General features: G+C 61.8%; 25 protein-coding genes and 1 pseudogene. 3 read left to right on the top strand and 23 right to left on the bottom strand.

The genetic code is table 11. The annotated features are described in order from the left end of the window. Nucleotides 1–44 precede the first annotated feature (44 nt). The 13 genes and pseudogenes from CXQ81_RS15670 to CXQ81_RS15610 all read right to left on the bottom strand — a co-directional run bounded on the left by CXQ81_RS15670 (nt 45) and on the right by CXQ81_RS15610 (nt 9,099). Nucleotides 45–665, bottom strand: a complete 621-nt coding sequence (locus CXQ81_RS15670) for a dihydrofolate reductase family protein (RefSeq protein WP_101337736.1) — start codon at nt 663–665, stop codon at nt 45–47. A gap of 192 nt (nt 666–857) precedes the next feature. Continuing rightward, a complete protein-coding gene (locus CXQ81_RS15665; protein ID WP_101337735.1) occupies nt 858–1,142 on the bottom strand; it encodes a DUF3077 domain-containing protein in 285 nt (94 codons plus the stop codon). 435 nt (nt 1,143–1,577) lie between these two features. Then, the gene (locus tag CXQ81_RS15660) at nt 1,578–2,405 is read right to left on the bottom strand and encodes a formyl transferase (RefSeq protein ID WP_101337734.1); all 828 of its coding nucleotides are present in this window, start codon (nt 2,403–2,405) and stop codon (nt 1,578–1,580) included. Between the two features lie 406 nt (nt 2,406–2,811). Continuing rightward, the gene (locus tag CXQ81_RS15655; protein WP_101337733.1) at nt 2,812–3,096 is read right to left on the bottom strand and encodes a DUF3077 domain-containing protein; all 285 of its coding nucleotides are present in this window, start codon (nt 3,094–3,096) and stop codon (nt 2,812–2,814) included. Between the two features lie 239 nt (nt 3,097–3,335). Continuing rightward, entirely contained in the window at nt 3,336–3,746 is a 411-nt protein-coding gene (locus CXQ81_RS15650; protein ID WP_101337732.1) for a hypothetical protein, read from the bottom strand. A gap of 28 nt (nt 3,747–3,774) precedes the next feature. Then, on the bottom strand, nt 3,775–4,164 hold the full coding sequence (locus CXQ81_RS15645; protein WP_101337731.1) for a hypothetical protein: 390 nt from the start codon (nt 4,162–4,164) through the stop codon (nt 3,775–3,777). Beyond that, nucleotides 4,161–5,621, bottom strand: a complete 1,461-nt coding sequence (locus CXQ81_RS15640) for a PAAR domain-containing protein (protein ID WP_101337730.1) — start codon at nt 5,619–5,621, stop codon at nt 4,161–4,163. The genes CXQ81_RS15645 and CXQ81_RS15640 overlap by 4 nt, the downstream gene beginning before the upstream one ends. 189 nt (nt 5,622–5,810) lie before the next feature. After that, nucleotides 5,811–6,050 (bottom strand): annotated as a pseudogene (locus CXQ81_RS31490) (pyocin S6 family toxin immunity protein). A gap of 17 nt (nt 6,051–6,067) precedes the next feature. Continuing rightward, nucleotides 6,068–6,310, bottom strand: a complete 243-nt coding sequence (locus CXQ81_RS15630) for a pyocin S6 family toxin immunity protein (RefSeq protein ID WP_007931843.1) — start codon at nt 6,308–6,310, stop codon at nt 6,068–6,070. A 16-nt stretch (nt 6,311–6,326) separates the two neighbouring features. Then, nucleotides 6,327–7,418, bottom strand: a complete 1,092-nt coding sequence (locus tag CXQ81_RS15625) for a colicin E3/pyocin S6 family cytotoxin (RefSeq protein ID WP_101337729.1) — start codon at nt 7,416–7,418, stop codon at nt 6,327–6,329. A gap of 140 nt (nt 7,419–7,558) precedes the next feature. Next, nucleotides 7,559–8,062 (bottom strand): RES family NAD+ phosphorylase, encoded by a 504-nt coding sequence (locus tag CXQ81_RS15620; RefSeq protein WP_101337728.1) that lies wholly within the window; start codon nt 8,060–8,062, stop codon nt 7,559–7,561. Continuing rightward, the gene (locus CXQ81_RS15615; RefSeq protein WP_007931849.1) at nt 8,062–8,658 is read right to left on the bottom strand and encodes an antitoxin Xre/MbcA/ParS toxin-binding domain-containing protein; all 597 of its coding nucleotides are present in this window, start codon (nt 8,656–8,658) and stop codon (nt 8,062–8,064) included. Before CXQ81_RS15615 ends, CXQ81_RS15620 begins: the two co-directional genes overlap by 1 nt. A gap of 126 nt (nt 8,659–8,784) precedes the next feature. Then, nucleotides 8,785–9,099, bottom strand: a complete 315-nt coding sequence (locus tag CXQ81_RS15610; RefSeq protein WP_101337727.1) for a hypothetical protein — start codon at nt 9,097–9,099, stop codon at nt 8,785–8,787. A 217-nt stretch (nt 9,100–9,316) separates the two neighbouring features. Between CXQ81_RS15610 and CXQ81_RS15605 the strand changes: the two genes are divergently transcribed. Beyond that, nucleotides 9,317–10,150: a DeoR/GlpR family DNA-binding transcription regulator gene (locus CXQ81_RS15605; protein WP_007931857.1), complete on the top strand. Its 834-nt coding sequence runs from the start codon at nt 9,317–9,319 to the stop codon at nt 10,148–10,150. A 21-nt stretch (nt 10,151–10,171) separates the two neighbouring features. Here the strand turns inward: CXQ81_RS15605 and CXQ81_RS15600 are convergent, their stop codons facing one another. The 6 genes from CXQ81_RS15600 to ltnD form a co-directional block, all read right to left on the bottom strand. Then, a complete protein-coding gene (locus CXQ81_RS15600; protein ID WP_101337726.1) occupies nt 10,172–10,585 on the bottom strand; it encodes a hypothetical protein in 414 nt (137 codons plus the stop codon). Between the two features lie 165 nt (nt 10,586–10,750). After that, nucleotides 10,751–11,533 (bottom strand): 2-oxo-tetronate isomerase, encoded by a 783-nt coding sequence (gene otnI, locus CXQ81_RS15595; protein ID WP_101337725.1) that lies wholly within the window; start codon nt 11,531–11,533, stop codon nt 10,751–10,753. 19 nt (nt 11,534–11,552) lie between these two features. Then, on the bottom strand, nt 11,553–13,019 hold the full coding sequence (locus tag CXQ81_RS15590) for an SLC13 family permease (RefSeq protein WP_101337724.1): 1,467 nt from the start codon (nt 13,017–13,019) through the stop codon (nt 11,553–11,555). A gap of 175 nt (nt 13,020–13,194) precedes the next feature. Beyond that, nucleotides 13,195–13,845 carry an aldolase gene (locus CXQ81_RS15585; RefSeq protein ID WP_101337723.1) on the bottom strand — a complete coding sequence of 217 codons (651 nt, stop codon included), beginning with the start codon at nt 13,843–13,845 and terminating at the stop codon, nt 13,195–13,197. Then, nucleotides 13,842–15,134, bottom strand: a complete 1,293-nt coding sequence (gene otnK, locus CXQ81_RS15580) for a 3-oxo-tetronate kinase (RefSeq protein ID WP_101337722.1) — start codon at nt 15,132–15,134, stop codon at nt 13,842–13,844. Before otnK ends, CXQ81_RS15585 begins: the two co-directional genes overlap by 4 nt. Nucleotides 15,135–15,144: 10 nt before the next feature. Then, nucleotides 15,145–16,050 (bottom strand): L-threonate dehydrogenase, encoded by a 906-nt coding sequence (ltnD, locus tag CXQ81_RS15575; protein WP_007931868.1) that lies wholly within the window; start codon nt 16,048–16,050, stop codon nt 15,145–15,147. Nucleotides 16,051–16,528: 478 nt separating this feature from the next. On the opposite strand from ltnD, the gene CXQ81_RS15570 reads away from it, so the two are divergent. After that, nucleotides 16,529–16,882 (top strand): hypothetical protein, encoded by a 354-nt coding sequence (locus CXQ81_RS15570; RefSeq protein WP_007931870.1) that lies wholly within the window; start codon nt 16,529–16,531, stop codon nt 16,880–16,882. 52 nt (nt 16,883–16,934) lie between these two features. On the opposite strand, the gene CXQ81_RS15565 is transcribed toward CXQ81_RS15570, so the two are convergent. The 4 genes from CXQ81_RS15565 to CXQ81_RS15550 form a co-directional block, all read right to left on the bottom strand. Next, nucleotides 16,935–17,972, bottom strand: coding sequence for a DUF2157 domain-containing protein (locus tag CXQ81_RS15565; RefSeq protein ID WP_101337721.1), 1,038 nt, complete (start codon nt 17,970–17,972; stop codon nt 16,935–16,937). Then, on the bottom strand, nt 17,969–18,958 hold the full coding sequence (locus CXQ81_RS15560) for a DUF2157 domain-containing protein (protein WP_007931873.1): 990 nt from the start codon (nt 18,956–18,958) through the stop codon (nt 17,969–17,971). The genes CXQ81_RS15565 and CXQ81_RS15560 overlap by 4 nt, the downstream gene beginning before the upstream one ends. 297 nt (nt 18,959–19,255) lie before the next feature. Then, nucleotides 19,256–19,528: a DUF4242 domain-containing protein gene (locus CXQ81_RS15555; protein ID WP_007931876.1), complete on the bottom strand. Its 273-nt coding sequence runs from the start codon at nt 19,526–19,528 to the stop codon at nt 19,256–19,258. A gap of 108 nt (nt 19,529–19,636) precedes the next feature. Further along, on the bottom strand, nt 19,637–19,915 hold the full coding sequence (locus CXQ81_RS15550) for a DUF3303 domain-containing protein (RefSeq protein ID WP_007931878.1): 279 nt from the start codon (nt 19,913–19,915) through the stop codon (nt 19,637–19,639). Between the two features lie 358 nt (nt 19,916–20,273). On the opposite strand from CXQ81_RS15550, the gene CXQ81_RS15545 reads away from it, so the two are divergent. Beyond that, a complete protein-coding gene (locus CXQ81_RS15545; protein ID WP_101337720.1) occupies nt 20,274–23,837 on the top strand; it encodes a hypothetical protein in 3,564 nt (1,187 codons plus the stop codon). Nucleotides 23,838–23,866: the final 29 nt, after the last annotated feature.

Raw genomic sequence — 23,866 nt, 5'->3', positions numbered from 1 at the left:
TCCCCCAGGTACCGGAAGTAACTGTCGGCTAAAGCACTGGCTTTCTATTCTTCAAACGTTCCTGTACGTACCTCGCCACTATGAACGTAACGGGTAATCAGCACCCCGCCAGTCGTACTGGTCGACTTCACCAACGTGAAGGCCGACGCTTGTGCATGATCATCAAACAACCGCTTGCCGCGTCCCAATACGATAGGAAAGATCATCAGCCGCAACTCATCCACCAACCCGGCAGCCAGCAGTTGGCGCACCAGATCGCCGCTACCCTGGGTCAACAGGTGGGCGCCGTCCTGCTGTTTGAGGGCTTGTATAGCGTCGGCAAGATTGCCTTGCAGCGCATGGCTGTTGTGCCAATCAAGTGTATCGGGGCGGTGGGTGGCCACATGCTTGGGTACGCGGTTGAACAGATCGGCGATGGCGCTGTTGCTTGAACCGGGCTGCATGTGCGGCCAATACCCGGCGAATATGTCGTAGGTGCGCCGCCCCAGCAGCAGGTCGAACGGTTGCGAGAACAGCTCCTGCATGGCCTGGCCGAAGGCTTCGTCGGCGTAGGGCACGACCCAGCCACCGAAACGGAATTCGCCGCTGTTGTCTTCTTCAGGCCCGCCGGGCGCCTGGATAACGCCATCCAGGCTCATGAAAGCGGCAACGATTAGCTTGCGCATGGTTTTCTCCTGGTTCGTCTGCGTAAAAGTGCTCAGGCAGGGAACGTCGACGGTCATTGCGACCCATCGGCTTCGTTCCCTGAAAGATAGTCGAACCAGACTCCGGGAAATCGACAGTGCGATGCGGGGTAACCCCCCTAAAAAACGCCGTTTCCCTGCCACCCAGAAACGGCGCTCTGCAACATCCCTCCACTAAACCTTCAGCTCCTCCCCTTCCCTCAAGCCCAGCCCCACATCATCGATCACCGCCTTGCCCATCTCCGCCAGAAAGTGCGCGGCCCAGGCGTAACGTTCGCCCTGCTCTTCCATGGCAGCATCGAGGGCGAGTTTCTTGGCGTAGTACAGCAGGGTCGACGCATGCTCCAGCGCTTGGTGCAGAGGCACGTCGGCGTTGACGCGAAACAGGGTTTGATCGCCCTCGCCGCAAGGGCCGAAGGTGACGAAGCCGAGGGTTTTGACCGGGGTGGAGGTGCTCATAGCCCACCTCCCTTTGCTCTTGGAAAGCGGGAGTAATTGGGCAGGGAAAGGAGATTAGAAAAACAGCGATCTGAAGATGATTTGCCAGCGCGCATGATTGAACTCCATATCGTTGCGCCTGTATCAAAGTCGGGCGACCAAACCCGGTCACTGCGTTTGCAGCGACGATCAAAGGCTAGTCTCGGGCTCTATACAGGGCAACGACAAAGGCGTGGCAGTTTATGTCTAACCCCAGCGTCTTGGAAATATCTGGAATGCGGTCACTCAGGGCGGGCTGCGCTCTGCGAGGGGTATCGAGAAGTCGGCCTATCCGGCCAGGGTCGCAACTGGAAACACAGTCATGCAGCCGCTCACGCGAGACTGTCAGATTCAACGCTGGAAAAACGCCAGATCAATGCCTCGCCAGCCCGGTGAACCTCTTCCTTCGTTCAACGCTCAAAGCGTGTGCGTGCGCAACGGAAATCCGTACGACTCGAAAAGATCCCAGACGTCCTCGCGATCGAAGAGCCGCCACCCCAGTGTCGTGAAGCGCATCAGGTCATCTTCGCTGGGAAAGGAGTAGTAGGCCCCTGCAGATGGATCCTGAGGCGCCCCCGTCATGGGCTCGCCGCGCTCCAGGCGTCTGATTGCGTCCAGGATGAGGCCCGCGCCGGGTTGATAAAGTGCAAGGATGTGCCACAGCAAGGAGCGCTCCTTTTCGACCGCCACCCGCGCCGTCTCAATGATGCGCCCCACATCTATGCCGGGACTGTCGATCCAATGGAGCGTACAGCCGATCTCCGGGTCACCATTGAGCAGCGCCCGGAACGTCGCGAGAACGCCTCGATAGTGAGGCAAGAGGCCAGAGTGAAGGTTGAGGACGCCGCGTGACGGAATGACCAACGCTTCATTGGAGAGGATTTGACCAAAGCGGATTGAGACAAACAGATCCGCTCCCGCATCCCGCAGCATTTGCAGGCCCGCCGGGTCCCTCAAGCTAGGCAATACCCGCACAGGCACCCCAAAGCGTTGCTGCAGTTCTGCAAAACCGAATCGATGCCCGCTGCCGACCTGGTCGCTCGATCCGCTCAACCCCGGAGCCAGGGCATTGAAGAGGTCCTGCTCGATCAATGCGAGTTGTCCGAGCATGCGGGGTACCTTGCTGCCCGTTCCCACTCTCTCCGAGAGGAAGATCCCCACTGTGCTCTCGTGAATCTCGGGCAACAGCAAGTTGAGAGTGAGATTGCTCTCCACATCTCGGTTCACCAGAAAAGCGATACGCAACTTCAGACCTCCAACAGACCAACCTTGAGAGGCAGCGACGGTCAATTAAACCCAAGCGGATCGATCCCATTCCCATTGCTTTTCCACGACGCAAGGACGCAAAGCCCGATCTGCTCAACCAATTCCGGCATCAGACCTAGCATAGTTGCTCTTTTGTCATCGCTACGTCCCCGGGCAGCTCCCGACCGATTCGGTGCCCCAGCAGCAACTCGAACGGCTGCGAGAACAGGTCCTGGATGGCCAGGCCGCAGGGAACGCCGACGGTCATTGCGATCCATCGGCTTCATTCCCTGAAAGATAGTCGAACCAGACTTTGGGAAATCGACAGTGCGATGCGGGGTAACCACCATAAAAAACGCCGCTTCCCTGCCACCCAGAAACGGCGCCCTACAACATCATCCCTCCACTAAACCTTCAGCACCTCCCCTTCCCTCAAGCCCAATCCCACATCATCGATCACCGCCTTGCCCATCTCTGCCAGAAAGTGCGCGGCCCAGGCGTAACGTTCGCCCTGCTCTTCCATGGCGGCATCGAGGGCAAGTTTCTTGGCGTAGTACAGCAGGGTCGAAGCGTGTTCCAGGGCTTGGTGCAGAGGTACGTCGGCATTGACGCGGAACAGGGTTTGGTCGCCGTCGCCGCAAAGACCGAAGGTGACGAAGCCGAGGGTTTTGACGGGGGTGGAGGTGCTCATAGCGCACCTCCTTTTGCTCTTGGGGAGCAGACGTAATTGAGCAGGAAAAGGAGATTAGAAAAGCCGCGATCTGCGGACGACTTGTCGGCGCACATAATTGAACTCCATATCGTTGCGCCTGCATCAAAACGGGTTACCAAGCCCGATCACTGCGTTTGCAGCGACGATCAAAGGCTAGCTCTGGGCTCGATACGGGGCAACGACAAAGACGTGGCAGTTTATGTCCGAACCTCAGGGCCTTAAAGGCCGCCTTTTTTTACATAGTTCCAACACACAACCATTGCTCCGCCGACCAAAAAACCACCCACGGCCAACGCAATATTCACGATATGCAACAGGATCAGCTTGCGCTTCAGGGGCAATGGAAAAGCGTCCAAGTCCGCCTGACTGACTCCACCGTGACGAAGATAGATTCCGGGAAATGTCATGATTCCCGCAATCGACGCCGTAAGCATGACTGTCCCCCACGGCCCGACGTGCATAAGAAACCTTCTTTGCTGTATTGCTTGGCAATTCTCAAGATGGCCCAGCATTTCCTCCATACGTGAATACCCGACATACAGAAAAACACCCATCAGGGCAAAGGCACCAACAAGTATTCCGGCAAATGTGAATGCAAGCACAACTGCCGCCAGGTTAAGCAGGCCCAATTGAAAACCTCATAAATAACGCCACTTATCACGACCTGATCAACTTCAGAACAATAAACTCAACTATTAGACAGACCAGGAATACTAACTGCATGTTAAACATTGCAATCAGTCTCCGCTTGAGCGGCTCAGGAAAATTATCTACATCACCAGCATCCATCATCCCCTTTCTAATTTGATAGTTAGAGTATGCCAAGGCACCCGAAATCATCCCAATCATTAAAAAGCGCCCCCAAGCGCCCATATAAAGGTAATACCTTTGGTTATTTACTACTTTGCAGTTTTTTACATACCCCAAAATCTCATCCATTCGGGTGCAGCTCAGATAGAAATACACCCCAGCAGTAATCCCCCCGCCCAAAAACGTGGCCACACCCAAAAAGGTAAGCACGTACTCCGCCGTACTTAACTTACTCATTGCCCGATCTCATAAATATTTTCTCCGAGGAGCTCTCCGAAGGCCTCTCCGCCCTTCCCTGCCAAATAGCTCCCCGCTCCCACCACCACCAAACCACAGACAACACCGCCCGTACCCCCTGTAGGAACAGCAACTGCAGCACAGATGGAGGTCATTGCCTGGGTTAAAATCGGGCTGGCGATTGCCCCTCCGAACACCCCGCCAGCAAAACTCCCCACCTCAGTAAACTTCACCTTCTCGCAAGCCTCTTTATTCCCCGCAGAACAAACATCCTGAACTTTCACGTAAGACGCTCCACCGCCCAAAGCCGTGCCAATCCAGCCACCATACTTGAGCACTGTGGAAGCCTTCGACACGCCCTCGATATGCGTCGCATACCCCGGTATCTGCCCCGCTGCTCCCGCTTTGGTCCAGTGATGAACCAGGCTGCGGCTGGAAATTCCCAGGGCGGTTTTCAGGTCGGGGTGGTCAGGAAAGGCGATGCTCATTTTCGTGATGGCGGTGAGGTTTGCGTCCAGCCGGGCGAGCAGCGCCCGCCGTTCGGCGAAGAACTGGACGCTGCGTAGATGCCCATCCCGCAGGAAGTAGGTTTGGTGGAGGGATTCGATGGCCTGCAAGGTTCTTTTAATGCCGTCCAGATGGTTGCCGGCGGCAGCGGTCGCGACCCCAAGGTTGGTTGAGCCATAAGACAGCACGGACTCGATCTGCTGCCGGTACTGGACCATAAAGGCCGCCTCCTCGGCCGTGAGGGTGTCCAACGCGGCGCTGACCTTTTGCGCTGCGTCCATCAGCAGTGCTTCTTCACGGCTGCACTGTTGGTTTTCAGGATGGCTGAGGACCACCATCTGGCCGGGTTTGGCGGTGTCCGTCAGTTGGGGGTTGAGCCGACGAAACTTCTCCAGGAGGGCCGCGTCGGGCCGACCGAAAAGCACCACTTCGAGGGCTGCACGGCTCATCGGGGACTGAACGATATAAAAGCCCGGCTCTACACTTTGTTGCGACAACCGAGCGGGCGCTGACAGCGCCGTTTCGCTGATGGGCGCCAGCCCCTTCACCTGATCGCGCGGCAGCGAATCCGCAAATGGGTTTTGCGAATATCCCCGTCTGATCGCTTCGGCCCATTGATGGGTATTCGCCACAACTTGCGGTACCAAGGCGACGGGAACAGGGACCGCTGGCTGATTATCCGAGAGGACAGAAGATTGAGTGGCGACAAGACGGTTAGAACCTACAGGGCAGCCACACTGAACGGCGCACCCTTCTACCGCGATAGCCTGTTGGTTATCCAGCCATGTGTCATGGCCCTCCGCGATATACCCCACCGACTGGCATACCGGGCACCACACCGGGTCGGTGATGCGTGCAACTTTGCGGTACTCAACGATGGTCGTTGACGAACCTGCGATAACCTTCCCACCCGTCGTGGTCGGGTCTCCTTCCCTGATGACATAGGCCATGAGTACATCCTGAGTGTCTGAAAAATTCAGGCACCGACCCTATCAATGCAGAAAAGCCGTAAATATCAGAGCTTTCCCAAACCTCCGTACTAAAAACCTCTGCTAATCGTAGGGGGCGAATAAGAGCGATCAGCACTTCCTGATTTCGCTCTTCAACGGGTCAACAAGGGACACGGATGATGGGTGGAGCTACGCCACCACACCAATAAACAAATCGAGGTGATCGGGTAAGGACTCCTTGATGGCTACGGTTATCTGACTGACCTGCTCCTTGGTCAGTGGCAACTCACCATCAGCCTCAGCGGCTAGGCTTTCCCAGCCCAAGATGTCCATTACCTTCTATTCAAATTCTGGAGCGACGCCCAGCTCATATTTTAATGACGTGTCATCAAAGCCATCGGGTAAAAAGCCGGTGAGGTACAGGTGCATAGACCGCATCCCAGTTTCTAGGCAAAAACGCTAATACAGATATCCAGATCACTCGGTATGGGTTTTCCAAGCACATTCTCAATCTGCCTGACTTGTGCTGCGGTTAACTCCATAACGCCATGTCTCACGCCCTCTTCGAGGGAGCCCCAGCCGACCAGATCAAGCACGGTCTGATTGAATTCCGGTGCTACGTCCAGTTCAAATTGCACAAATTCATTTTCGTGACCATCGGGGAAAAAGCCTGCAATACATAAATACATGAACTACTCCTAACGATTACTTTGGGGTTGTCCTACCCGGCTTAGCCGGTTTGGTCTGTTCCCCTGCCTCGGGGTCATACTCGCCTAGATGCTTACCCCGTTTGTCGTACATCTCAACAGTCCCATGCTGACTGTCCCATTCGTAAATTTTTCCTGAGCTATCCACCCAACGGTGCCGCTTCCCTCCGCCCCCTTGAATTGAGGCTTTCGATTTGGCCCATTTGGCATCAGGAAAGGCCGTCAGTCCTTTAGGGGCGGGATGATAGCTATGGTCCCCCGGAACACTCAGCGAAATATAAATCGGCTGAATACCCGTGTTGGGAAACCAGATGATCGCGTCTTGGTAGTCGGGGGGATGCACTGGGTTGACCAGTATCTTATCGGCCTGCTCAGTGGGAGGAAAAACCCAGGTCCCGGGCTTCAACGAGGCGCCTTTCAGCGCGGGGATGCCTAGCACAGTGCTTGGATCAGTTGCCGGAGTCCATATGAGCTCAGTGCAGTTCCCCAAATCCGCTACCCGTTGATCTCCTCGCGCTTGAGCCGCAATTACGGGCACCTTCTGCCACTCTGCCTTGGTCCCGGTATAGAACCCATATACGCTCACAGAGCCATCCGGCAGGTGTTTTACGTTGACCCGTACACGGGTGTTCCCTTGGCTTAACTGCGCGTATTGCTCGGAGGTATAGAACGCACTGTCAGCTGACGTATCGTCAGGCAGCAGTAATGCCGCGAAACCCACAGCTGTCGCTGGACCGGCCAACGCCAAGGTGCCTCGAAGGCGGGCTATGAGGGCGGCAGCACTGTCCGAGCCACCAATCCATTGCAGTAGGGTCCCGCTTGCGGATATCACTGGACCGGTGCCCATCACCACATAGGTACCGTACTGATTCAGTGACTCGACAGGTACAAAGCCGCCTGGGTTGCTGTGGTTTATCACCCCATTGGGCAAGGTGCAGGACTTGGCGAAGACACAGCCAACAGAACCAGGTTTTGCCTCTGGTTTAGCTGGCAGATCTTTGTATTCGGCCCAACGCTGTTCACCGATATCGACAGGCTCCACGCCTCTATTGCGATAGCCCTTCGGGGCGTTGGGTACATAGCCGCTCATCCGTGTCCACTTCCACATCGTCCATAAAAAAGCCCCCATCAGGATGGGGGCAAGTTTGGTTGCAGTTGGCAACGGAACGTTACGCTAAGTGGCGACAGCCGGGGTGTAGGAAGATTCTGAAATTGCTCGGTGCTGCTGCGCTACACGACATGCTCCGGCGGACTCAACCGCCCATCCAGCGCAAAGCGCTCCTGCAACACCAGCTCATACAACCCCGTGGCCAGCAAGGGGTTGATCAGCAGGTTCCAGCTATGGCGCGACACGCTGGAGGGGATCAGCACGAAGGGATGCTGCTCTAGCAGGCTGGCGCCGAAGGCTTGTTGGCTGTGGCTGGGGGTGCCGGGGATCAGCCAGTTGGGGTTGGGGATGTCTTCGGGGTGGACGGTGTGGACCCGCGACGGGTCCAGCACCCGGGCCGCGGTCAGGGTGTGGGGCAGGCAGTCGAGGGCCTTGAAGCCCTTGTGCACCGCCACTTCCAGGATCGCGGTCGAGGCATCCAGGCTGGCGTACACCACTTGCACCCCCTTGGGGTTCCAGCGTCCGCCGCTGCCTTCGGCGCCAATGCCGCTGTTCCAGGTCGAGGCATGCCGGGCCTGGTCGAGGCGCCAGAAATGCAAGGCCGGGGCCAGGGGGTCGGTGAGCATCAGTAGACCCCGAACTCGAGCCGGTGCAGAAAGTCCGTCACCAGCTCATAGCCCACCGGGTTGGCCAGCAGGTCGATGGGGACTTCGCCATCCAGGCCCAGCGCCGGCTGGGTCATCCAGTCTTCGGCCAGCGCCCGGGAGCCCAGCACCGCCTCGGCCTTTTCCAGCACTTGCGCGTAGTGCAAGGCGCGGGCGCTCTGTTCGGGGGTCAGGGCCTGGTCCTGGTTCTTCAGGCGCCGCGCCAGGGTGCGCTCGGAAAACCCGACGATCTTCGCCAGCACGTTGTAGCGCTTGAAGGCCTCGACCGACTCCACCAGCTCGATCACCGCACCCAGGGAGAATCCCAGCTGGGTGGCCCTGAACACCGCCATAGGGTCATCGGCGTCAGTGCCCGGCAGCAGCCCGCGCACCATGGGCGAAGGCAGCGCATAGACCGCCGCCTCTTCGCGCAGCAGGTTGGCCTTGGGGCCGCGGATGCGGCTGGCGGAGGGCTTGCGCGGTTCGACCTTGGCGATGGCCTTGGGCACACTGCCCTTGGCCTTCTCAGCCTCGGCCGAAGGTTTCACGGTGGCGGTTTTCTTGGCGGCGGCGGTCATGATCATCTCCCTGCCGGATGACAGATGGCATTCACTCTAATGCCATTTGGCAAAAGAAAGAACCGCCAGCTTACCAACGGTCGTCAGGCCCCGGTGACGCTTCGCCGGCATGAGCCACGGCGCGGCTCAGCCATGCGCCCTCTCCAACGCCCCCTCGATATTCTCGGTGGCAACCGCAGTGCCCTCCAGCCACAGGCTGTTGTCGGCCAGGCGAATGCTCAGGCGGAGCGCCTCACGCTCTCCGGGATACTTGCGCAACAGCAGCTCCACCGCCGCCGTCGATGGCGAACAGGACACCAGGTCCCACGGCCCGCCACTCAGGTCCAGCAGCACCCGGCCATCGCGAGCATCCACCACCCTGGGTGCGTACACCCAATGGCTCATGCGCATTTCATGGGGCTCGACGCTGATCGTCAGGTGTTCATAACGTCTGGGGTCCATGACCGCTCCTTGGTAACTGCTTGCCGGTCGATAGCCGTCACGCGCAATGCAGGAATATCGCGTCATCGTTCATCGCGCGCAAGCTGCGCTCCTACAGAAGCAGAGCCGCGCGGTGGTACAGGGGGACGATCCGTTGCGTGCTTCTCGTTCCCGCCTCGCGGATTCGCTACTATGTCCGCCAGTTACCTGCCTTCTGCCCAGCCACTGCGGAGCCTCAATGCCCAACCCCAAGGACATCGCCAGCGATAGCGGCGCCCCGATGATTCCCGAGCAGCGTCGCGAGCTGATCCTGCGCCAGTTGCGCAAGCACCAGGTGTTGAGCGTGCATCAGTTGATGGAGATGTTCGACTGCTCGCACATGACGGTGCGTCGCGACATTGCCCTGCTGGAGCAGGAAGGCCGGGCCTATTCGGTGACCGGTGGGGTGCGTATCGCCAGCCAGTTGCACAGCGAGCCGAGCCACCAGAGCAAGGCAGTGGTCGAGCTGCCGCAGAAGCAGGCCATGGCCCGGCTGGCGGCGCGTTTACTGCACGCGGACATGACGGTGTACCTGGACGCCGGCACCAGCACCCTGGAGATCGTGCCGTACATCAAGGCGCTGTCGGGCATGACCGTGGTGACCAATGACTTCGGCATCGTCCAGGCGCTGATGGAGGCGCCGCAGGTGACGGTGATCCACACCGGCGGCCAGCTCGACCACGACAACCATTCCTGCGTCGGCGGGCTGGCGGTGGCGACCCTGCGTCAGGTGGTGACCGATATCGCCTTTATGTCCACCAGCTCCTGGGACCTGCGCCGCGGCATCACCACGCCGTCGGCGTTGAAGGTCGAGGTCAAGCAGGTGGCGATGCAGTCGGCGTCCCAGGTGGTGCTGGTGGCCAGCAGTTCGAAGTACGGCACCTTCAGCATGTACCGCATCGCCGGGCTGGAGCAGTTCGACGTAATCATCAGCGACGACGACCTGGCCCAGGCCGCGGCGGACGGAATTCGCAAGCAAGGCGTGGAATTGCTGCTGCCCTCCGACTCGCAAGCGGTTGCAGCGAAAGACTGACAGCCGCTGCGCGGGTGCCGCTCACTGGTGCTGTTTTCTGAACCACAGCACGCAGGCGATATCCCGCAGGTCTTCACCCAGCCCGTCGAGGGCCACCCGGGTAGTGCGGCGAATGCGCCGCAGCCACTCCACCACCGCGCACAGGGTGGCGAAAAAGAACAACAGCACGAACAACTGGCGTAGGCCAAAGCCCTGGTCCAGCCCCTGGGCGCGGAAGTGGTTCCACAGCCAGAGGCCGCAGGCGGCGCTCAGCATCACCAGCAGCACGCTGGCGATATTGATCCACTGACCAAGAATGGTGGTGCGCCGGGCACGGCGGTATTCGCGCTCGATGCGCTCCAGGGTCACGGTGGGGATCTGTTCCCAATGCAGATCGCGCGGGCGACAAGGCGCGTCGTCCAGGCCCGACTGATCGACGAATATCGACTTTTCCATGCTCCCCGCTCCCATTGATGGCACCAGTGATGGCCCTGGCGACAGGGAGCCAATGTACCCGCAGCCGGGGAGCGAAGGCCGACACCTTCAGAAATGTTCAGATTCGCGCAGAATCACGGCTAGCGGGCGGCACGCACTGACCAGCGCCACCGCCCTGCCTGCCCCTCAGAAGGCTTTCCAGTCCCGCAGCCATTGCAGGCCGGCCGAGGTATCGCCGCGCGGCCGGTACTCGCAACCGACCCAGCCGTCGTAGCCCAGCTGGTCCATCAGCGCGAACAGGTAGGGGTAGTTCAGCTCGCCCAGGTCCGGCTCGTGGCGGTCCGGCACGCCGGCGATCTGGATATGGCCGATGCCGGCGAAGTCGCGACGCAGCTTGGTCGCCAGGTCGCCCTCGACGATCTGGCAGTGGTAACAGTCGAACTGCACCTTGAGGTTGCTCGCGCCGACTTCCTTGCAGATCGCCTGGGCCTGGTCCTGGCGGTTGAGGAAGAAGCCCGGCATGTCGCGGGTGTTGATCGGCTCCAGCAGCACCGTGACCCCGGCCTTGGCCGCCTGGGCGGTGGCGTAGGCCAGGTTCTCCAGGTACACCGCGTGATGGCGTTCGCGCAGCTCTTCCGAGGGCAGCAGGCCGGACATCACGTGGATGCGCGAGTTGCCCAGCACCGCGGCGTATTCCAGGGCGCGCTCGAAGCCGGCGCGGAACTCCGCCTCGCGCCCCGGCAGGGTCGCGGTGCCCCGCTCGCCCGCCGCCCAGTCGCCGGGCGGCGCGTTGAACAGGGCCTGGACCAGGCCGTTGTCGCTCAGGCGCTGCTTGAGCTCCTGGGGGCTGTAGTCGTAGGGGAACAGGTATTCCACCGCTTCGAAACCGTCGGCCGCCGCGGCGGCGAAACGCTCGAGAAACCCGTGCTGTGGGTAGAGCATGCTTAGGTTGGCAGCAAAACGAGGCATGTTGGCTCCTAAAAACGGCTCAGACAAAAGGCCAGATCAGCAAGGTAATACAGAAACCCAGGGTGCCGAGCAAGGTGGTGATGACGGTCCAGGTGCGCAGGCCATCGGCAACGTTGAGCCCGGCGAGCTTGGTGAAGATCCAGTAGCCGGCGTCGTTGATATGCGACATCGCCAGCCCGCCACCGCCCATGGCCAGGCACAGCAGCGCCATGTGGTTGGGGGTCAGGTTCAGGGTGGCGATCAGCGGGCTGATGATCCCGGCGGTGGTCACCAGGGCCACGGTGGTCGAACCCTGCACCGCGCGCAGCAGCATGGTCAGCAAAAAGCCCAGGGCCAGCACCGGCAGGCCGGTGGTGCGCAGCAGGTCGGAGACCACCGCGCCGATCCCGGTGTCCACCAGCACCTTGCCGAACACCCCGCCGGCCCCGGCGATCAGAATCACCATGGCCACGCCCGGCAAGGCCGAGCCGATCACGTCCGACACCTGGTTGCGGCTCCAGCCACGGCGCGAACCCAGCAGCCAGGCGCACAGTAAGGTGTCGATCAGCAGCGCCACCAGCGGCGCGCCGAGTACGGTCATGACACCGCGCAAGGTCGATTCGGCCGGCAGCAACGAAGTGGCCAGGGTGCCCAGCAGGATCAGCACGATCGGCAGCAGGATCAGGCTGACGATCAGGCCGAAACCGGGCGCGGGCGCCGGTGGCAGCTTGGCGACAATGGCGCTGGTGGATTCTTCCAGGCCCATGTGGGACGCCGCCACCGCCGCCTGTTGCGGGTTCTGCCCATGGCCGTTGCCATTGGTCCAGGCCAGCAGGTCCTCGTTGGTCACGTGGGGGCCATAGACTTCGGCGCGGATATCGTCGGTCATCGGGTAGAAGCGCCGGGTCATGCGCCCGGCCACGCGGTAGCCGACGTAGCACAGGAAGGCGGTGATCGGCAGGCCGAACATCAGCACCCGGCCCAGGTCGGCGCCCAGCTGGCTGGCCGCGGCCACAGCGCCCGGATGGGGCGGCAGGAACGCGTGCACGGTGAGCAGCGCCGCGCACATCGGCAAGGCGAACACCAGCAGCGGCTTGCGCGCCCGGCGAGCGACGCCATAGGCCAGCGGCATAAGGATGATCACCCCGACTTCGAAGAACACCGGTACGCCGATGATGAACCCGGCGATGGTCAGCGCCAGCGGCGTGCGGCGGTTGCCGAAACGCTCGATCAGGGTCTTGGCCAGGGCCTCGGCGCCGCCGGACAGCTCGATGATCCGCCCGATCATCGCGCCGAGGGCGATGATGATCGCGATATGGCCGAGGGTCTTGCCCATGCCGCCTTCGATGGTCGCCACCAGGTCGGCCGGTTTCACCCCGGCCACCAGCGCCACCAGGATGCTCACCAGCATCAGCGCGACAAAGGGCTGGAACTTGTACTTGAGCACCAGGAACAGCAGCAGCGCGATGCCCGCGCCGGCCGTCAACATCAGGATAAGCGGGCTCATTGCGCGGCCCCTCCCTCATAAGAGAAAGAAGCGCCGGTGAAGCCAAAACAGCTGCAGTCAGGGAACGTCATGCGGGGATGTCCTGTTGTTATTGTTTTTTAAAGGCAAGCCGGGGCCGTCGAGAGACTGAGGACGACTCCCGGGAGGTGCTTGCAGTGTCGTTTACAGCGGCGCGCTACCAGTGCGCGCCGAAGGTCTCGCGCAGCTCATCCAGGGCTACCTGATCCAGCGGCGCAGGCTTGGGATTGCTCATCAGCCAGAGCCGCGCGGTTTCTTCCAGTTCTTCCAGGGCGTAGCTGGCCTTGGCCACCGAGCTTTCCCAGACCACCGGCCCCAGGCGTTCGAGCATCACCCCGCGCACGCTGTTGGCCAGTTGCGCCACCTGCTGGGCGACCCTTGGCGAACCCGGGCGCTGGTAGCCGATCAGCGGAATGTGCCCGACCTTCATCACCTGGTACGGCGTCAGCGGCGGCAGGATGTCGTCCGGCCGCCATACTCCGGCCAGGGTCAGCGCCACCAGGTGGGTGGAATGGGTGTGCACCACGCCGCCGACGCCCGGGTTGCGGTCATAGACCTGGCGATGCAGGGCCAGGGTCTTGGACGGCTTGTCGCCGGACACCCACTCCCCCGCCAGGTTGACCTTGGCGATGGCCGCCGGGTCGAGGCGGCCGAGGCAGACGTCGGTCGGGGTGATCAGCCAGCCATCGTCGAGGCGCGCGCTGATATTGCCGGCGCTGCCCACGGTGTAGCCGCGCTGGTAGAGGCTGCGGCCGACGTCGCAGATCTCTTCGCGCAGGGCCTGTTCCTTGCTTGCCGCGGCGCTCATCGGCCACCTCCGGCCAGTTGCTTGAGGGCCTTGACGAAGAAGTCGCGGCTGCCGAAGTTGCCGGACTTCAAAGCCAGTGCCAGCGGTTCGCTGGAGTTGCTGAGGGTGGCCGGCACGCCCGGGTCGATCTGCGCGCCGATCTGCAACAGGTTGACCCCCAGCGCCTTGACCACCGCGCCGGAGGTTTCGCCACCGGCAATCACAAAACGCCGCACGCCGTTCTGGCGCAGGCCCTGGGCTATCTCGCCCAGGGCGTTCTCCACCAGCGCGCCGGCGCGTTCGACGCCGAGCTGCTGTTGCACCGCCTTGACCTCGGCCGGGGTGCTGGTGGCGTAGATCAGTACGGTTTCGTCGCTGTCGCGGGCAAAGGCCAGGGCGTTTTCCACCACCGGCTCGCCGGCGGCCAGGGCCATGGGGTCGATGCGCAGGGCCGGACGGTCGGCCTCCAGCCAGGCCGCGACCTGGCCAATGGTGGCCACCGAGGCGCTGCCGGCCAGCACCACTTCGCCGCCTGCAACGGTCGGCAGCGACGCCGCGTCGAAGTCGCGCAGTTTGCCGGCGCGGCGGAAGTTGCCCGGCAGGCCCAGGGCCAGGCCGGAACCGCCGGTGAGCAGCGGCAGGTCGGCGCAGGCGCTGCCCAGGGTGTAGAGGTCCTGATCGGACAGCGCGTCGGCGATGGCCATGCCGACGCCCTGCGCGCGCAGTTCGGCGATCTTCGCCCGCACCGCCTCGACGCCCCCGGCGATGCTGTCGTAGCGCAGCAGGCCGACTTTCAGTTGGGTCTGGGCCTGCAGCACGCGCACCAGGTTGGCGTCGGTCATCGGCGTCAGCGGGTGATGCTGCATGCCCGACTCGCTGAGCAACTGGTCCTGGACGAACAGGTGGCCGCGGAAAATGGTCCGGCCGTTTTCCGGGAACGCCGGGCACGCCAGGGTGAAATCACTGTTCAGGGCCTTGAGCAGGGCCTCGCTGACCTGGCCGATATTGCCGGCGGCGGTGGAATCGAAGGTCGAGCAGTACTTGAAGAAGATCTGCTCGCAGCCCTGCTCGCGCAGCCAGTCCAGGGCCGCGAGGGATTCCTCGACCGCCTCGGCCACCGGCGTGGTGCGCGACTTGAGGGCGATGACGATGGCGTCGGCATCCAGCCCGGCCGCCACTTCGCGGCTGGGGATGCCGATGCTTTGCACCGTGCGCATGCCGCCGCGCACCAGCATGTTGGCAAGGTCAGTGGCGCCGGTGAAATCGTCGGCGATGCAGCCCAGCAACGGGCGTGCGGTGGAATGGGTCATGGAGCGTTCCTCAGACAGGCTCGGGCTTGGCGGTCGGCAGGTCGATGCCCGGGAAAATCTTGATCACCGCCGAGTCGTCCTCGCGGCCGAAACCAGCGCTGGAGGCCTGCATGAACATCTGATGCGCAGTGGCCGACAGCGGTAGCGGGAATTTGCTGGCACGGGCGGTATCCAGCACCAGGCCCAGGTCCTTGACGAAGATGTCCACCGCCGACAGCGGTGTGTAGTCGGCCTTGAGGATGTGCGGCACGCGGTTCTCGAACATCCAGGAGTTGCCGGCGCTGTGGGTGATCACTTCGTACAGGGCGTCAGCGTCCACCCCTTCACGCAGGCCCAGGGCCATGGCTTCGGCGGACGCGGCGATGTGTACCCCGGCCAGCAGCTGGTTGATGATCTTGACCTTGGAACCCAGGCCATGGGCGTCGCCCAGGCGATAGACCTTGCCCGCCATGCCGGCAAGGATCGCTTCGGCCTTGGCGTAGGCGGCAGCCGGGCCGGAGGTCATCATGGTCATCTCGCCGGCGGCGGCCTTGGCCGCGCCGCCGGAGATCGGCGCATCGAGGTACAGCAGGCCCTGTTCGGCCAGGCGCTCGCCCAGCTCCACGGCGTAGGTCGGCGCCACGGTGGCGCAACCGATCACCAGGCTGCCGGCACCCAAGGCCGACACGGCGCCCTCTCCACCGAACAGCACGGTTTCGGTCTGCTCGGCGTTGACTACTACGGTGATGATCACATCGCAGGCCTCGGCCATCCGCGCCGGCGACGCACAGGCCACCCCGCCTTCGCTGGCGAACTGTTGGGTGACCGCTTCACGCACGTCACAGGCATGCACCTTGAAACCCGCACGCAGCAGCGAGCGGGCAATGCCCAGGCCCATCGCGCCCAGGCCGACAACACCGACATTCTTGTTATTCATGGGGTACTCCAGGGGTGACAGCAGCCTGGTCCACGCCGGCAAGGCGCGGGCGGCGGGCCGCAGGATGAATGGGAGCACGGGCGGCGGGGGCGACAGGGTCGCCTGGCGGGTGAATCGAGACCTTGTCGGACATCGAGGGCCGTCCTGTGATTTGTTGTTATCAGGTTGTGGCCGATCATCTACCAATGAACAGATTATGTGAAGTATTTTTTCAATCTAACATTTATTAACATTGCCGAACATGAACACCAGGCAGCTCGTGACAGCCTTGCAGCCCGCGCAGAATCAAACGGACGAGCGGTAGCCCATTGCGACCAGCGCACTGATCTGCGTCAACCAGGCGTCTACACTCGAGACCGATGCTGTTAGGCGCAACATCACCGATCAGTGGTACCGCCCTTCATCGCCCACCCATTGACGGTGGGCGTGGGACGGCGCTGTATGGTCAATCCGCAATGCTTGAACAAGGATATTCAACATGGCAAAGATCAATGTATTGGCTGGTGATTTTCTACAAGGGAATGGCGAGTACCGACAGGGCGTCTTCAAGCTGCCGACCGTGACCAACCCCTCGCCGGGCGTCGAGGTCAAAGCTTCCGCATTCAAACACCTGGAAATCGCGACACAGGACAGCATCACCAACAGGGACGCCATTGGCTACGGCATCGCCGGGGCCATGCTGCTGGGTCCGGTGGGTGCGCTTGCGGGCTACCTGATAGCCGGCAAGGAAACCGAGGTGACCTTCATCGGCACCTTCAAGGATGGCCGCAAACTGCTGGCGGCCACAGACAGCGAAACCTACCGGGATATCGAAAAACGACTGACGGCCTGACGCCTGTCGTTTGCCCATGCCCGCAACCTCGGGCATGGGCTTCTCCCCTTCCCTACACCGATCCGGCTTCGCCCGGCACAGCCCGGCGTTGCTGGCGTCTGCCTTCCAGCCAGATCACCAGCCCCAGCAGGCTGCCGCCGGCGATCAGCAGGCTGACGAACCAGCCCAGGGTGTCCGCCAGTTGGGTGAAGAACAGCGTGTACAGCTGGATGATGAAGAAGGTCGCGCCATAACCCACCAGCATGGAAAAGCGCAGGCGAATGCCCAGTGCCAGCAAGCCCAGGCTGAACGCCGCCCACAGCCCATTGAACAGCACCAGTTCGCCGGCTTCCGCCAGGTGCCACGGACCGTCGATCAGGTCGTAGCTGCCGAACAACGACAGCAGCCACAACGACATCTGGGCCATGAACAGCCCGGCAGAAATCCACACCTTGGCAAAGCCGCGATAACGGGCCAGCGTCGAGGCCTCGCCCCACAGATGGACAAAGCCGAACAGCGCCATGGCCAGGGCCGCGCCGAGGAAGCGCAGCGGGTAGTTCATGCCGAACCAGTAGGCGCCCCACCCCGACTCATAACCGCTGCGCCCGCCGAACCAGATGAAGAACAGCACACTGCACAGGGTCAGCAGCAAGGCGTTGTTCAGCACATAACTGAGCGCCAGCAACAGCAGCAGGTCCACCAGCAACAGCGCCGGCCAGTTGCCCGAGCCGTCGGAGTAGATCATGCCCAGCACCAGGCTCAGGCCGATCAGGGCAAAACCGCCGAGCAACTCCAGGGTCGCGCCGAGCAGTTTCAGTTGTTTGCCCAGCAGCCAGCGCCCGGCGACAAACAAGCCAACCATCAACAGGCCAAGGCCGCCCGCCAGCTTCGGCAAGGTGAACGTCAGGTGCTCATGCAGCAGGATCAGCAAGCCCGCCGCCAGGCTGATGGCGCCGAAGGTCAGGAACCAGCGCCCCAGGGAACGCCAGTCCCAGCGGGTCTGCGGGTACAGCTCGGCGATCCGCGCGTGGGCCTGGGTGTCGATCAGGCCGTCGCGCAGCCATTGGTCCAGAGCGTTGTGCACCTGGCGATTACGGCGATCCGGGTTCATTGGCCAGCCTCCCCGGCGCGCAGCGCAGTGCGTTCGAACAACCAGCCCAGGAGCATGCCGAGGGCGCCGGCCACGGCAAAAAACACCGCGGCACTCAGCTGTTCCCAGGCGTACTCATAAAAGCGCGTGTACAGGTCGATGCCGAGGAACACCACGCCAAAACCGGTGAAGCTGGGATGCTTGAAGCGCGCGCCGAGTACCAGTTGGACGATGGCGCCCAAGGTGAACAACAGGGTCCAGGTCAGGGTCTGGCGGTAAGCTTCTTCCAGGCTGAGGAACCACAGCGAACAGTTGAAGTACAACAATCCGAAGATCACATACAGCCGTCCGAAGCCACTGAACCGGCGCAAGGCGTGATCCTCGGCGCGCTGGTGCCAGAGCCCCAGGAGCGCAGTCAACGCAGCGATCACGGCCATGGAGCGCGGGTCCTGGATGCCGAAATAGTACGTGCCGGAACCGCCATACCACTCCCACGAACCCAGGCCGTGGAAGACGCAAAGCAGGCCCAGCAGCAGCGGCCAGCGCAGGCGATAGCCATAGGCGGTGGCAATGCTCAGGGCGGCGGTGACCAGCAGCGCCAGGGGCAGGTTGCCGAAGTCGCCGGTCTCGCTGTCGGAGCTGCCCAGCAACAGGCTGGCGCCCATCAGGATCAGGCCGATGGTCAGGATCGCCACCCCGGTGACCGGCATGCGTCGCGCCGGGTCGCGGGCCAGGCGCGCGCCGATCAGCCATAGCCCGACACCGGCGGCGAAAAACAGCACCGCCCCCACCAGCACCGACTCGGCCAGCAGGCCAATGCCGCCCAGCACCGCCATGCCGATCAGCAGCACCGCGCCGATGCCCAGCCATTGCAGGACAGTGGACAAGCGGTGTTCGGGACGTTCGTACAGGGCGCCGAGCCGCTGCTGCGCCTCGGCATCGATCAGGCCACGGTGGCGCCAGTCGGCGATTTCGTGGAGCAACATCTGCTGGGTGGTTTTTCTCATGGCGCTCTTGGGGCTGGGGACATGGGGACCGGCTGCATACCGGCTATAGACTCGACAGCATAGCCAAGCGCTGCGCAGCCGTTTGTCTATCAAGACGCCCAGCGGACCGCCGCGCGGCACGCCGTAACCACAAAAAAGCTGATCCCAGCTCGTTACTGTAGGAGCGAAGCTTGCTCGCGATAGCCGTTAACGATAACGCCCACTGACTGGGTAAACGCGGCGCTCTCACGTTCATCGCGAGCAAGCTCGTTCCTACAACCTCCTTAGCTGTTGGCGCGCGAACCTCGGCGGCAGCCCCTACTCCGCCGTCGTCGGATCGATGATTGAGGTGACTCGCGATACCCGGTCCGCCGGAAAACCGCCTAGCCTGGCGTGCTCCCTGACGAGTTCCTCGTCCGGGGAGATATAGACACAATAGATCTTGTCGCCCGTGACGTAGCTATGCAGCCACTGCACTTGCGACCCCAGCTCACTGATAACCTTGCAGGATTTTTGCGAGATCTGTTGCAGATCCTGCGGCGTAAGCGCCCCGGCTTCCGGCATCTCGCGCTCAATGACGAACTTTGGCATGACAACCTCCACTTCGTGAATGGCCGGGGCACGCCGACAAACAGCGTTACCCCGTATATTGGCCGAGGCAGACAGCCCTCGGCGGATCGCCAACGGTCTGCTTGCCCGTTACCTGCCAAGCGCTGCCGCCAATAGCGGCGCGGCCTGTTCATCGGTCAACGCCGGGTGCACTTCCATGCGCAGCAGGTCGCTCCACTCAAGCACCCATTTCTGCATCAGCGCGAGATCGCTGGTTTCCGCGATCCCAAACCCCGTCATGCCGCCAACGGCATGCCAGCGCCCCAACATGCTCACCCCTGCGGGTGGCGCCCCACCGGTCTTGAGAAATCGCTCGATCGCACTGTTACGACGCTCGGGACTGATTGACCAGCTGACAATGAATAACATTTGGCACCTCCAGCGAAACTGGCGCCCGTTGTTCTGCGCGCGCACCTGGCAGGCACCTTGACCACGGCCACGCATCGGTATCGACCCGCATTCCGTCTGGTCTGAAACGATTGTCCCAAGGGAAGGAATAGCAGCCTTGCGCCCCCGCCGCATGACCGCCGATCCTGTTCCCGCCCCCAGCATGAAGCCACCGGTCAGTGGCCCAATTGCTCGCGCGCCCCAGGCCGCTTGAAAGCACGCTCGTTTGGCCCAGCGACGCCCTCCCTACAGGGTCGGGAGGCCGGTAGATAAAGCCTGATCCGGGGGCTATACCTATGCATAGCGGTCGGCCCTACACCTAAGGAAGGGGGAAAAGACCATGGATAACAGCAATGGCTCAGGTAACAACCTCGTCCTCTGGTTACCCGGTAGCGCCCTCATCCTCAGTCTGGTCGTCTCGACCTTCGCCCTCACTCGCGAGCCTTTCCTCGAACCACGCCCCATCGGCGCGCAATTCCAGGCGCAACCACCGATAGAAGCGCGCCTGTGGCAGGACCCGTTCGATGCGCTCGAGCGTTATCGCAAAAAGTTCAAGGAGGGTAACAAGCCCCCAAGTAATGACTTTGAGTGCAGCCCCCAGCTTGTAGTCAGCAAGCCATTGGTACTGGACGCCGAACTGCAGCAACCACCGCCAGAGCCTCCCCAACTCATAGTGGCGCTGGTCGAAGGCGGCCCCTATGCCGATGAAGTGGAGCTGCGCCGGCGCATTCGCTATGCAATCCTGGCCGGGTTCAAAAACTCGCGCATGGTGCCCGAGGACGAACAGCACATCCGCTGCCTGGCCCTTGCCGACGACCTGTCAGGCACGCCGATAACGTCGCAAGCCGGTCAGCAAGGAAAGTCGAAGTACGCAGAAATCCCCTATGAAGCCTTCATTGCCAACCCATTCGACCCACCCAGGGACATGCAGGACAAACAGCGCCCATCCGCCCGGACCATACTGCTCTGGGTAAAGCAGGAGCATCTGGGCTCACACCCGCTACAACGACTCGAAGCCTTGCGCCTCACCCTGCAGAGCAGGCTTCATTCGGATTGCGGCCCGCCACAAACCTGCCCTGGTGTGTCCAACCAGACACTGCTGAAGGTCATCGGCCCCTCCACCTCGAAAGTCTTGCTCGATATGTATCGGGACGAAGCCAACGGCCACGCCAAGCCCAATATCGAGATTTACTCCCCCCTGGCCACTGCTGATTACGACATATTGATGCATGCCCTGGACAAGCCCTCGCCCGGCGAAGCAACCTCCCAGCAGCAAACACCAGCGGCGCCGAAACGCTCCATGAACCTGCTGCGCACCGTCAGCCACGACGGCACCATGACGCGCCTGCTGCTGGAGGAACTGAAGCTGCGCCATGTGGATCCAGTCGCGGGTGTGGAATGCAGCCAAGGGGCATTGCTGCGGGTCGGCACCCGCTGCGGCTCTGGAGGCTGGCCGCGCTCCAATCGCATCGCGCTGGTCTCCGAGTGGGACAGTTTCTACAGCCGCGCACTGAGCGAGAGTTTCAAATCGCAGGTTGCCCAGGATGCCGGCATCGACAGCAAAGACCAGGCGGCGGTCAATGACTGGGTATTGCGCTTCAGTTACCTGCGAGGCGTGGACGGGCGTTTGCCAGAGGAGGTCGCCAGCGGCAACAAGGCGCCTGGTAGCGACGACAATAAAAACGGCAAGGACAAGAACACCCTGGATCTGAGCCCGCTGGAGAAGTCCGACGGCAATTCCCAGCTCGATTACCTGCGCCGCCTAGCCGACCATATCGCGCGCGAGGACGAAGCCTATCGCCGCAAGGGCACCAGCGGTATCGGCGCCATCGGTGTGCTGGGGGCCGATACCTACGACAAGCTGCTGGTGCTGCAGGCCCTCAAGGGCCGGATGCCGAACAAAGTGTTTTTCTCCACCAACCTCGATGCGCGCATGCTCCAGCGCGGCCAGGCCCAGACCACCCGCAACCTGGTCCTGGCAGCCCCCTACGGGCTCACGCTGACCCGCGCCCTGCAACAGGATGTGCCACCGTTTCGCGAGAGTCTGCAAAGTGCCGTGTTCATCGCGGTTCTGGCTGCCCAGGCACCACAGGACTACGAGACCAAGCGGGCGAAGTTCGACTACTCCAAATCGGAGCTGCTTTCGCCGGGCATCTATGAGGTGGGTATCAGCGGCTTCATCCCCCTGTCAAACAAGCAGAGTGCCGAACGCCCCAAGGATTGCGCGGCACCCGGCCAGACCCGGCAAGCAACGCACGACCTCATGGCGTTGCGTTGCCTGCAGGATCCTTCGCCCCCTCCTTATCCCGAACTCTCCCAGTCGGTACGCGACAAGCTCGATGAAAGACAGTCGTTTTTCTGGGCCGGGCCGCTGACGTTCATCCTGCTGGTAGTGGTGATCCTCCTTGGCTGGTGGTGGACCTATGCGCAATCCAGAGACAGCAAACTGCCAGCCTGGGTGCACAGTATCCCGCTGACGCTGTATGTGGTGTCCGGACTGTCGGCGTGGCTCGCCATGCGGTTCTGGCGCGTGGAGTTCATGTGGACCGCCTTCGTACTGATCCTGCTGGGCATCGTTTGCTCGGAACTTATCCGCCGTCATCAGCCCCAACCAGCGCAACCCGGACCGGTCCCCGTTCCTGCAAGCAGTGGCTTGTTCGACGCCTCGGCGTGGTACGTCGTGGTACCGATCGTGGTATTCGTCCTGGCCTTGCTGTGGATGTACCAGATCCGGCGTGCATTGACGGATGACGGGCTGGGTGAACCGATGTTCCTGTTCGAGGGCATCAGTGCCTGGCCCACCTTGGCCCTGCGCCTGCTCGCCGTGGTCATCTCGATCACGGCGCTGGCCTGGGGTTGGCGCACCCTGCGCATCAACCGTGTCGAGATCGAAAAGGCCTACCACCTGGATCGACACATGAGCAGGCTGCAGATGAGCCTGTGGGGGCAGCTACTGCGCCTGGTCAACCGAGAAAGGGGAACAACGCCACATAGGTGGCGAGCCGCCCTGGGACGTTGCCTGTTCCTGATCCTGTTCCCGCTCTTAGTCAGCGAGCGCGACTGGCACACGCCGAAGAGACTGACGACCACAATCCAGTCATATGTTGCCGACAAGCGCAGGATCATTTTCGTCACGAGCTTCTGGAGAGAACACTGCGTGGCTGGCACCTTCGGCGCCCGAATGCTGCGCGCCCTCCTCGCCACCTGGATATTCGTCGTAATCACCAGCGCGCTCTTCGTGCTCTGGCCAATGGAAGGCGCGCCCATTCGGGGCGAGTCATCGATCTGGATGTTGAACTGGCTGCTGCCAACCCTGACCTTCCAGCTGTTGGTGTTCTGGGTAGTGGATGCCAACCTCCTGCTGACACGGTTCATCCGCAACCTGAGCACGCATTACGCGATCTGGCCAAAAGCACTGCGCAAGGAGCACTGGAGGGTTTTCGGCGTGCCTCTGCACCCCTGCATCGACGACTGGATGGACATGCAACTGATCGCCAAGCGCACGGCGACCGTCAATCGCCTGATCTATGCCCCCACGGTCGTCATGTTGATCCTGATCGCGTCACGCAACAGTGTGTTCGATAACTGGCCGACACCGCCCAGCATTGTCATTTCCTTCCTGCTGACCACCCTGATCTTGCTCGTTTCCGCTCTGTCGCTGCGACGTGCCGCGGAAAAGGCTCGGCGCGCGGCGTTACAACGTCTTGATAACCACCTGTTGGAAACACCCGACAACACACCGCTCTACAGCAAGCTCAAACTGATCCGCGAGCGCATCAATACCCTCAGCACTGGGGCCTTCTCGCGTTATTCGGAGGAACCACTGGTGCGCGCTCTGCTGCTGTCGCTGACCGGCGTGGGTGGCTCGCTGATTGTCGACGCATTGAATTACGCGAAGTTCTAGGCACCGACGGTCAGGAACGAACGGGCCGA

Source organism: Pseudomonas sp. 09C 129 (genome assembly GCF_002843625.1).
GTDB classification, from domain to species: Bacteria; Pseudomonadota; Gammaproteobacteria; order Pseudomonadales; family Pseudomonadaceae; genus Aquipseudomonas; species Aquipseudomonas chlororaphis.
Note: the sequence above shows the minus strand (reverse complement) of the source record. Positions and strands in the feature narration are given on the sequence as shown.

What these genes read in the sequence shown, in the direction of transcription:
- CXQ81_RS15645 (WP_101337731.1), bottom strand. Translation starts at nt 4,164, where the DNA reads ATGAGTAAGTTAAGTACGGCGGAGTACGTGCTTACCTTTTTGGGTGTG.
- CXQ81_RS15620 (WP_101337728.1), bottom strand. Translation starts at nt 8,062, where the DNA reads ATGCTCACCGACCCCCTGGCCCCGGCCTTGCATTTCTGGCGCCTCGAC.
- CXQ81_RS15605 (WP_007931857.1), top strand. Translation starts at nt 9,317, where the DNA reads ATGCCCAACCCCAAGGACATCGCCAGCGATAGCGGCGCCCCGATGATT.
- CXQ81_RS15630 (WP_007931843.1), bottom strand. Translation starts at nt 6,310, where the DNA reads ATGTATTTATGTATTGCAGGCTTTTTCCCCGATGGTCACGAAAATGAA.
- CXQ81_RS15585 (WP_101337723.1), bottom strand. Translation starts at nt 13,845, where the DNA reads ATGAGCGCCGCGGCAAGCAAGGAACAGGCCCTGCGCGAAGAGATCTGC.
- CXQ81_RS15600 (WP_101337726.1), bottom strand. Translation starts at nt 10,585, where the DNA reads ATGGAAAAGTCGATATTCGTCGATCAGTCGGGCCTGGACGACGCGCCT.
- CXQ81_RS15615 (WP_007931849.1), bottom strand. Translation starts at nt 8,658, where the DNA reads ATGACCGCCGCCGCCAAGAAAACCGCCACCGTGAAACCTTCGGCCGAG.
- CXQ81_RS15560 (WP_007931873.1), bottom strand. Translation starts at nt 18,958, where the DNA reads ATGAGAAAAACCACCCAGCAGATGTTGCTCCACGAAATCGCCGACTGG.
- CXQ81_RS15655 (WP_101337733.1), bottom strand. Translation starts at nt 3,096, where the DNA reads ATGAGCACCTCCACCCCCGTCAAAACCCTCGGCTTCGTCACCTTCGGT.
- CXQ81_RS15640 (WP_101337730.1), bottom strand. Translation starts at nt 5,621, where the DNA reads ATGGCCTATGTCATCAGGGAAGGAGACCCGACCACGACGGGTGGGAAG.
- CXQ81_RS15550 (WP_007931878.1), bottom strand. Translation starts at nt 19,915, where the DNA reads ATGTTATTCATTGTCAGCTGGTCAATCAGTCCCGAGCGTCGTAACAGT.
- CXQ81_RS15625 (WP_101337729.1), bottom strand. Translation starts at nt 7,418, where the DNA reads ATGAGCGGCTATGTACCCAACGCCCCGAAGGGCTATCGCAATAGAGGC.
- CXQ81_RS15545 (WP_101337720.1), top strand. Translation starts at nt 20,274, where the DNA reads ATGGATAACAGCAATGGCTCAGGTAACAACCTCGTCCTCTGGTTACCC.
- CXQ81_RS15590 (WP_101337724.1), bottom strand. Translation starts at nt 13,019, where the DNA reads ATGAGCCCGCTTATCCTGATGTTGACGGCCGGCGCGGGCATCGCGCTG.
- CXQ81_RS15610 (WP_101337727.1), bottom strand. Translation starts at nt 9,099, where the DNA reads ATGGACCCCAGACGTTATGAACACCTGACGATCAGCGTCGAGCCCCAT.
- CXQ81_RS15670 (WP_101337736.1), bottom strand. Translation starts at nt 665, where the DNA reads ATGCGCAAGCTAATCGTTGCCGCTTTCATGAGCCTGGATGGCGTTATC.
- CXQ81_RS15665 (WP_101337735.1), bottom strand. Translation starts at nt 1,142, where the DNA reads ATGAGCACCTCCACCCCGGTCAAAACCCTCGGCTTCGTCACCTTCGGC.
- otnI (WP_101337725.1), bottom strand. Translation starts at nt 11,533, where the DNA reads ATGCCTCGTTTTGCTGCCAACCTAAGCATGCTCTACCCACAGCACGGG.
- CXQ81_RS15570 (WP_007931870.1), top strand. Translation starts at nt 16,529, where the DNA reads ATGGCAAAGATCAATGTATTGGCTGGTGATTTTCTACAAGGGAATGGC.
- otnK (WP_101337722.1), bottom strand. Translation starts at nt 15,134, where the DNA reads ATGACCCATTCCACCGCACGCCCGTTGCTGGGCTGCATCGCCGACGAT.
- CXQ81_RS15565 (WP_101337721.1), bottom strand. Translation starts at nt 17,972, where the DNA reads ATGAACCCGGATCGCCGTAATCGCCAGGTGCACAACGCTCTGGACCAA.
- CXQ81_RS15555 (WP_007931876.1), bottom strand. Translation starts at nt 19,528, where the DNA reads ATGCCAAAGTTCGTCATTGAGCGCGAGATGCCGGAAGCCGGGGCGCTT.
- ltnD (WP_007931868.1), bottom strand. Translation starts at nt 16,050, where the DNA reads ATGAATAACAAGAATGTCGGTGTTGTCGGCCTGGGCGCGATGGGCCTG.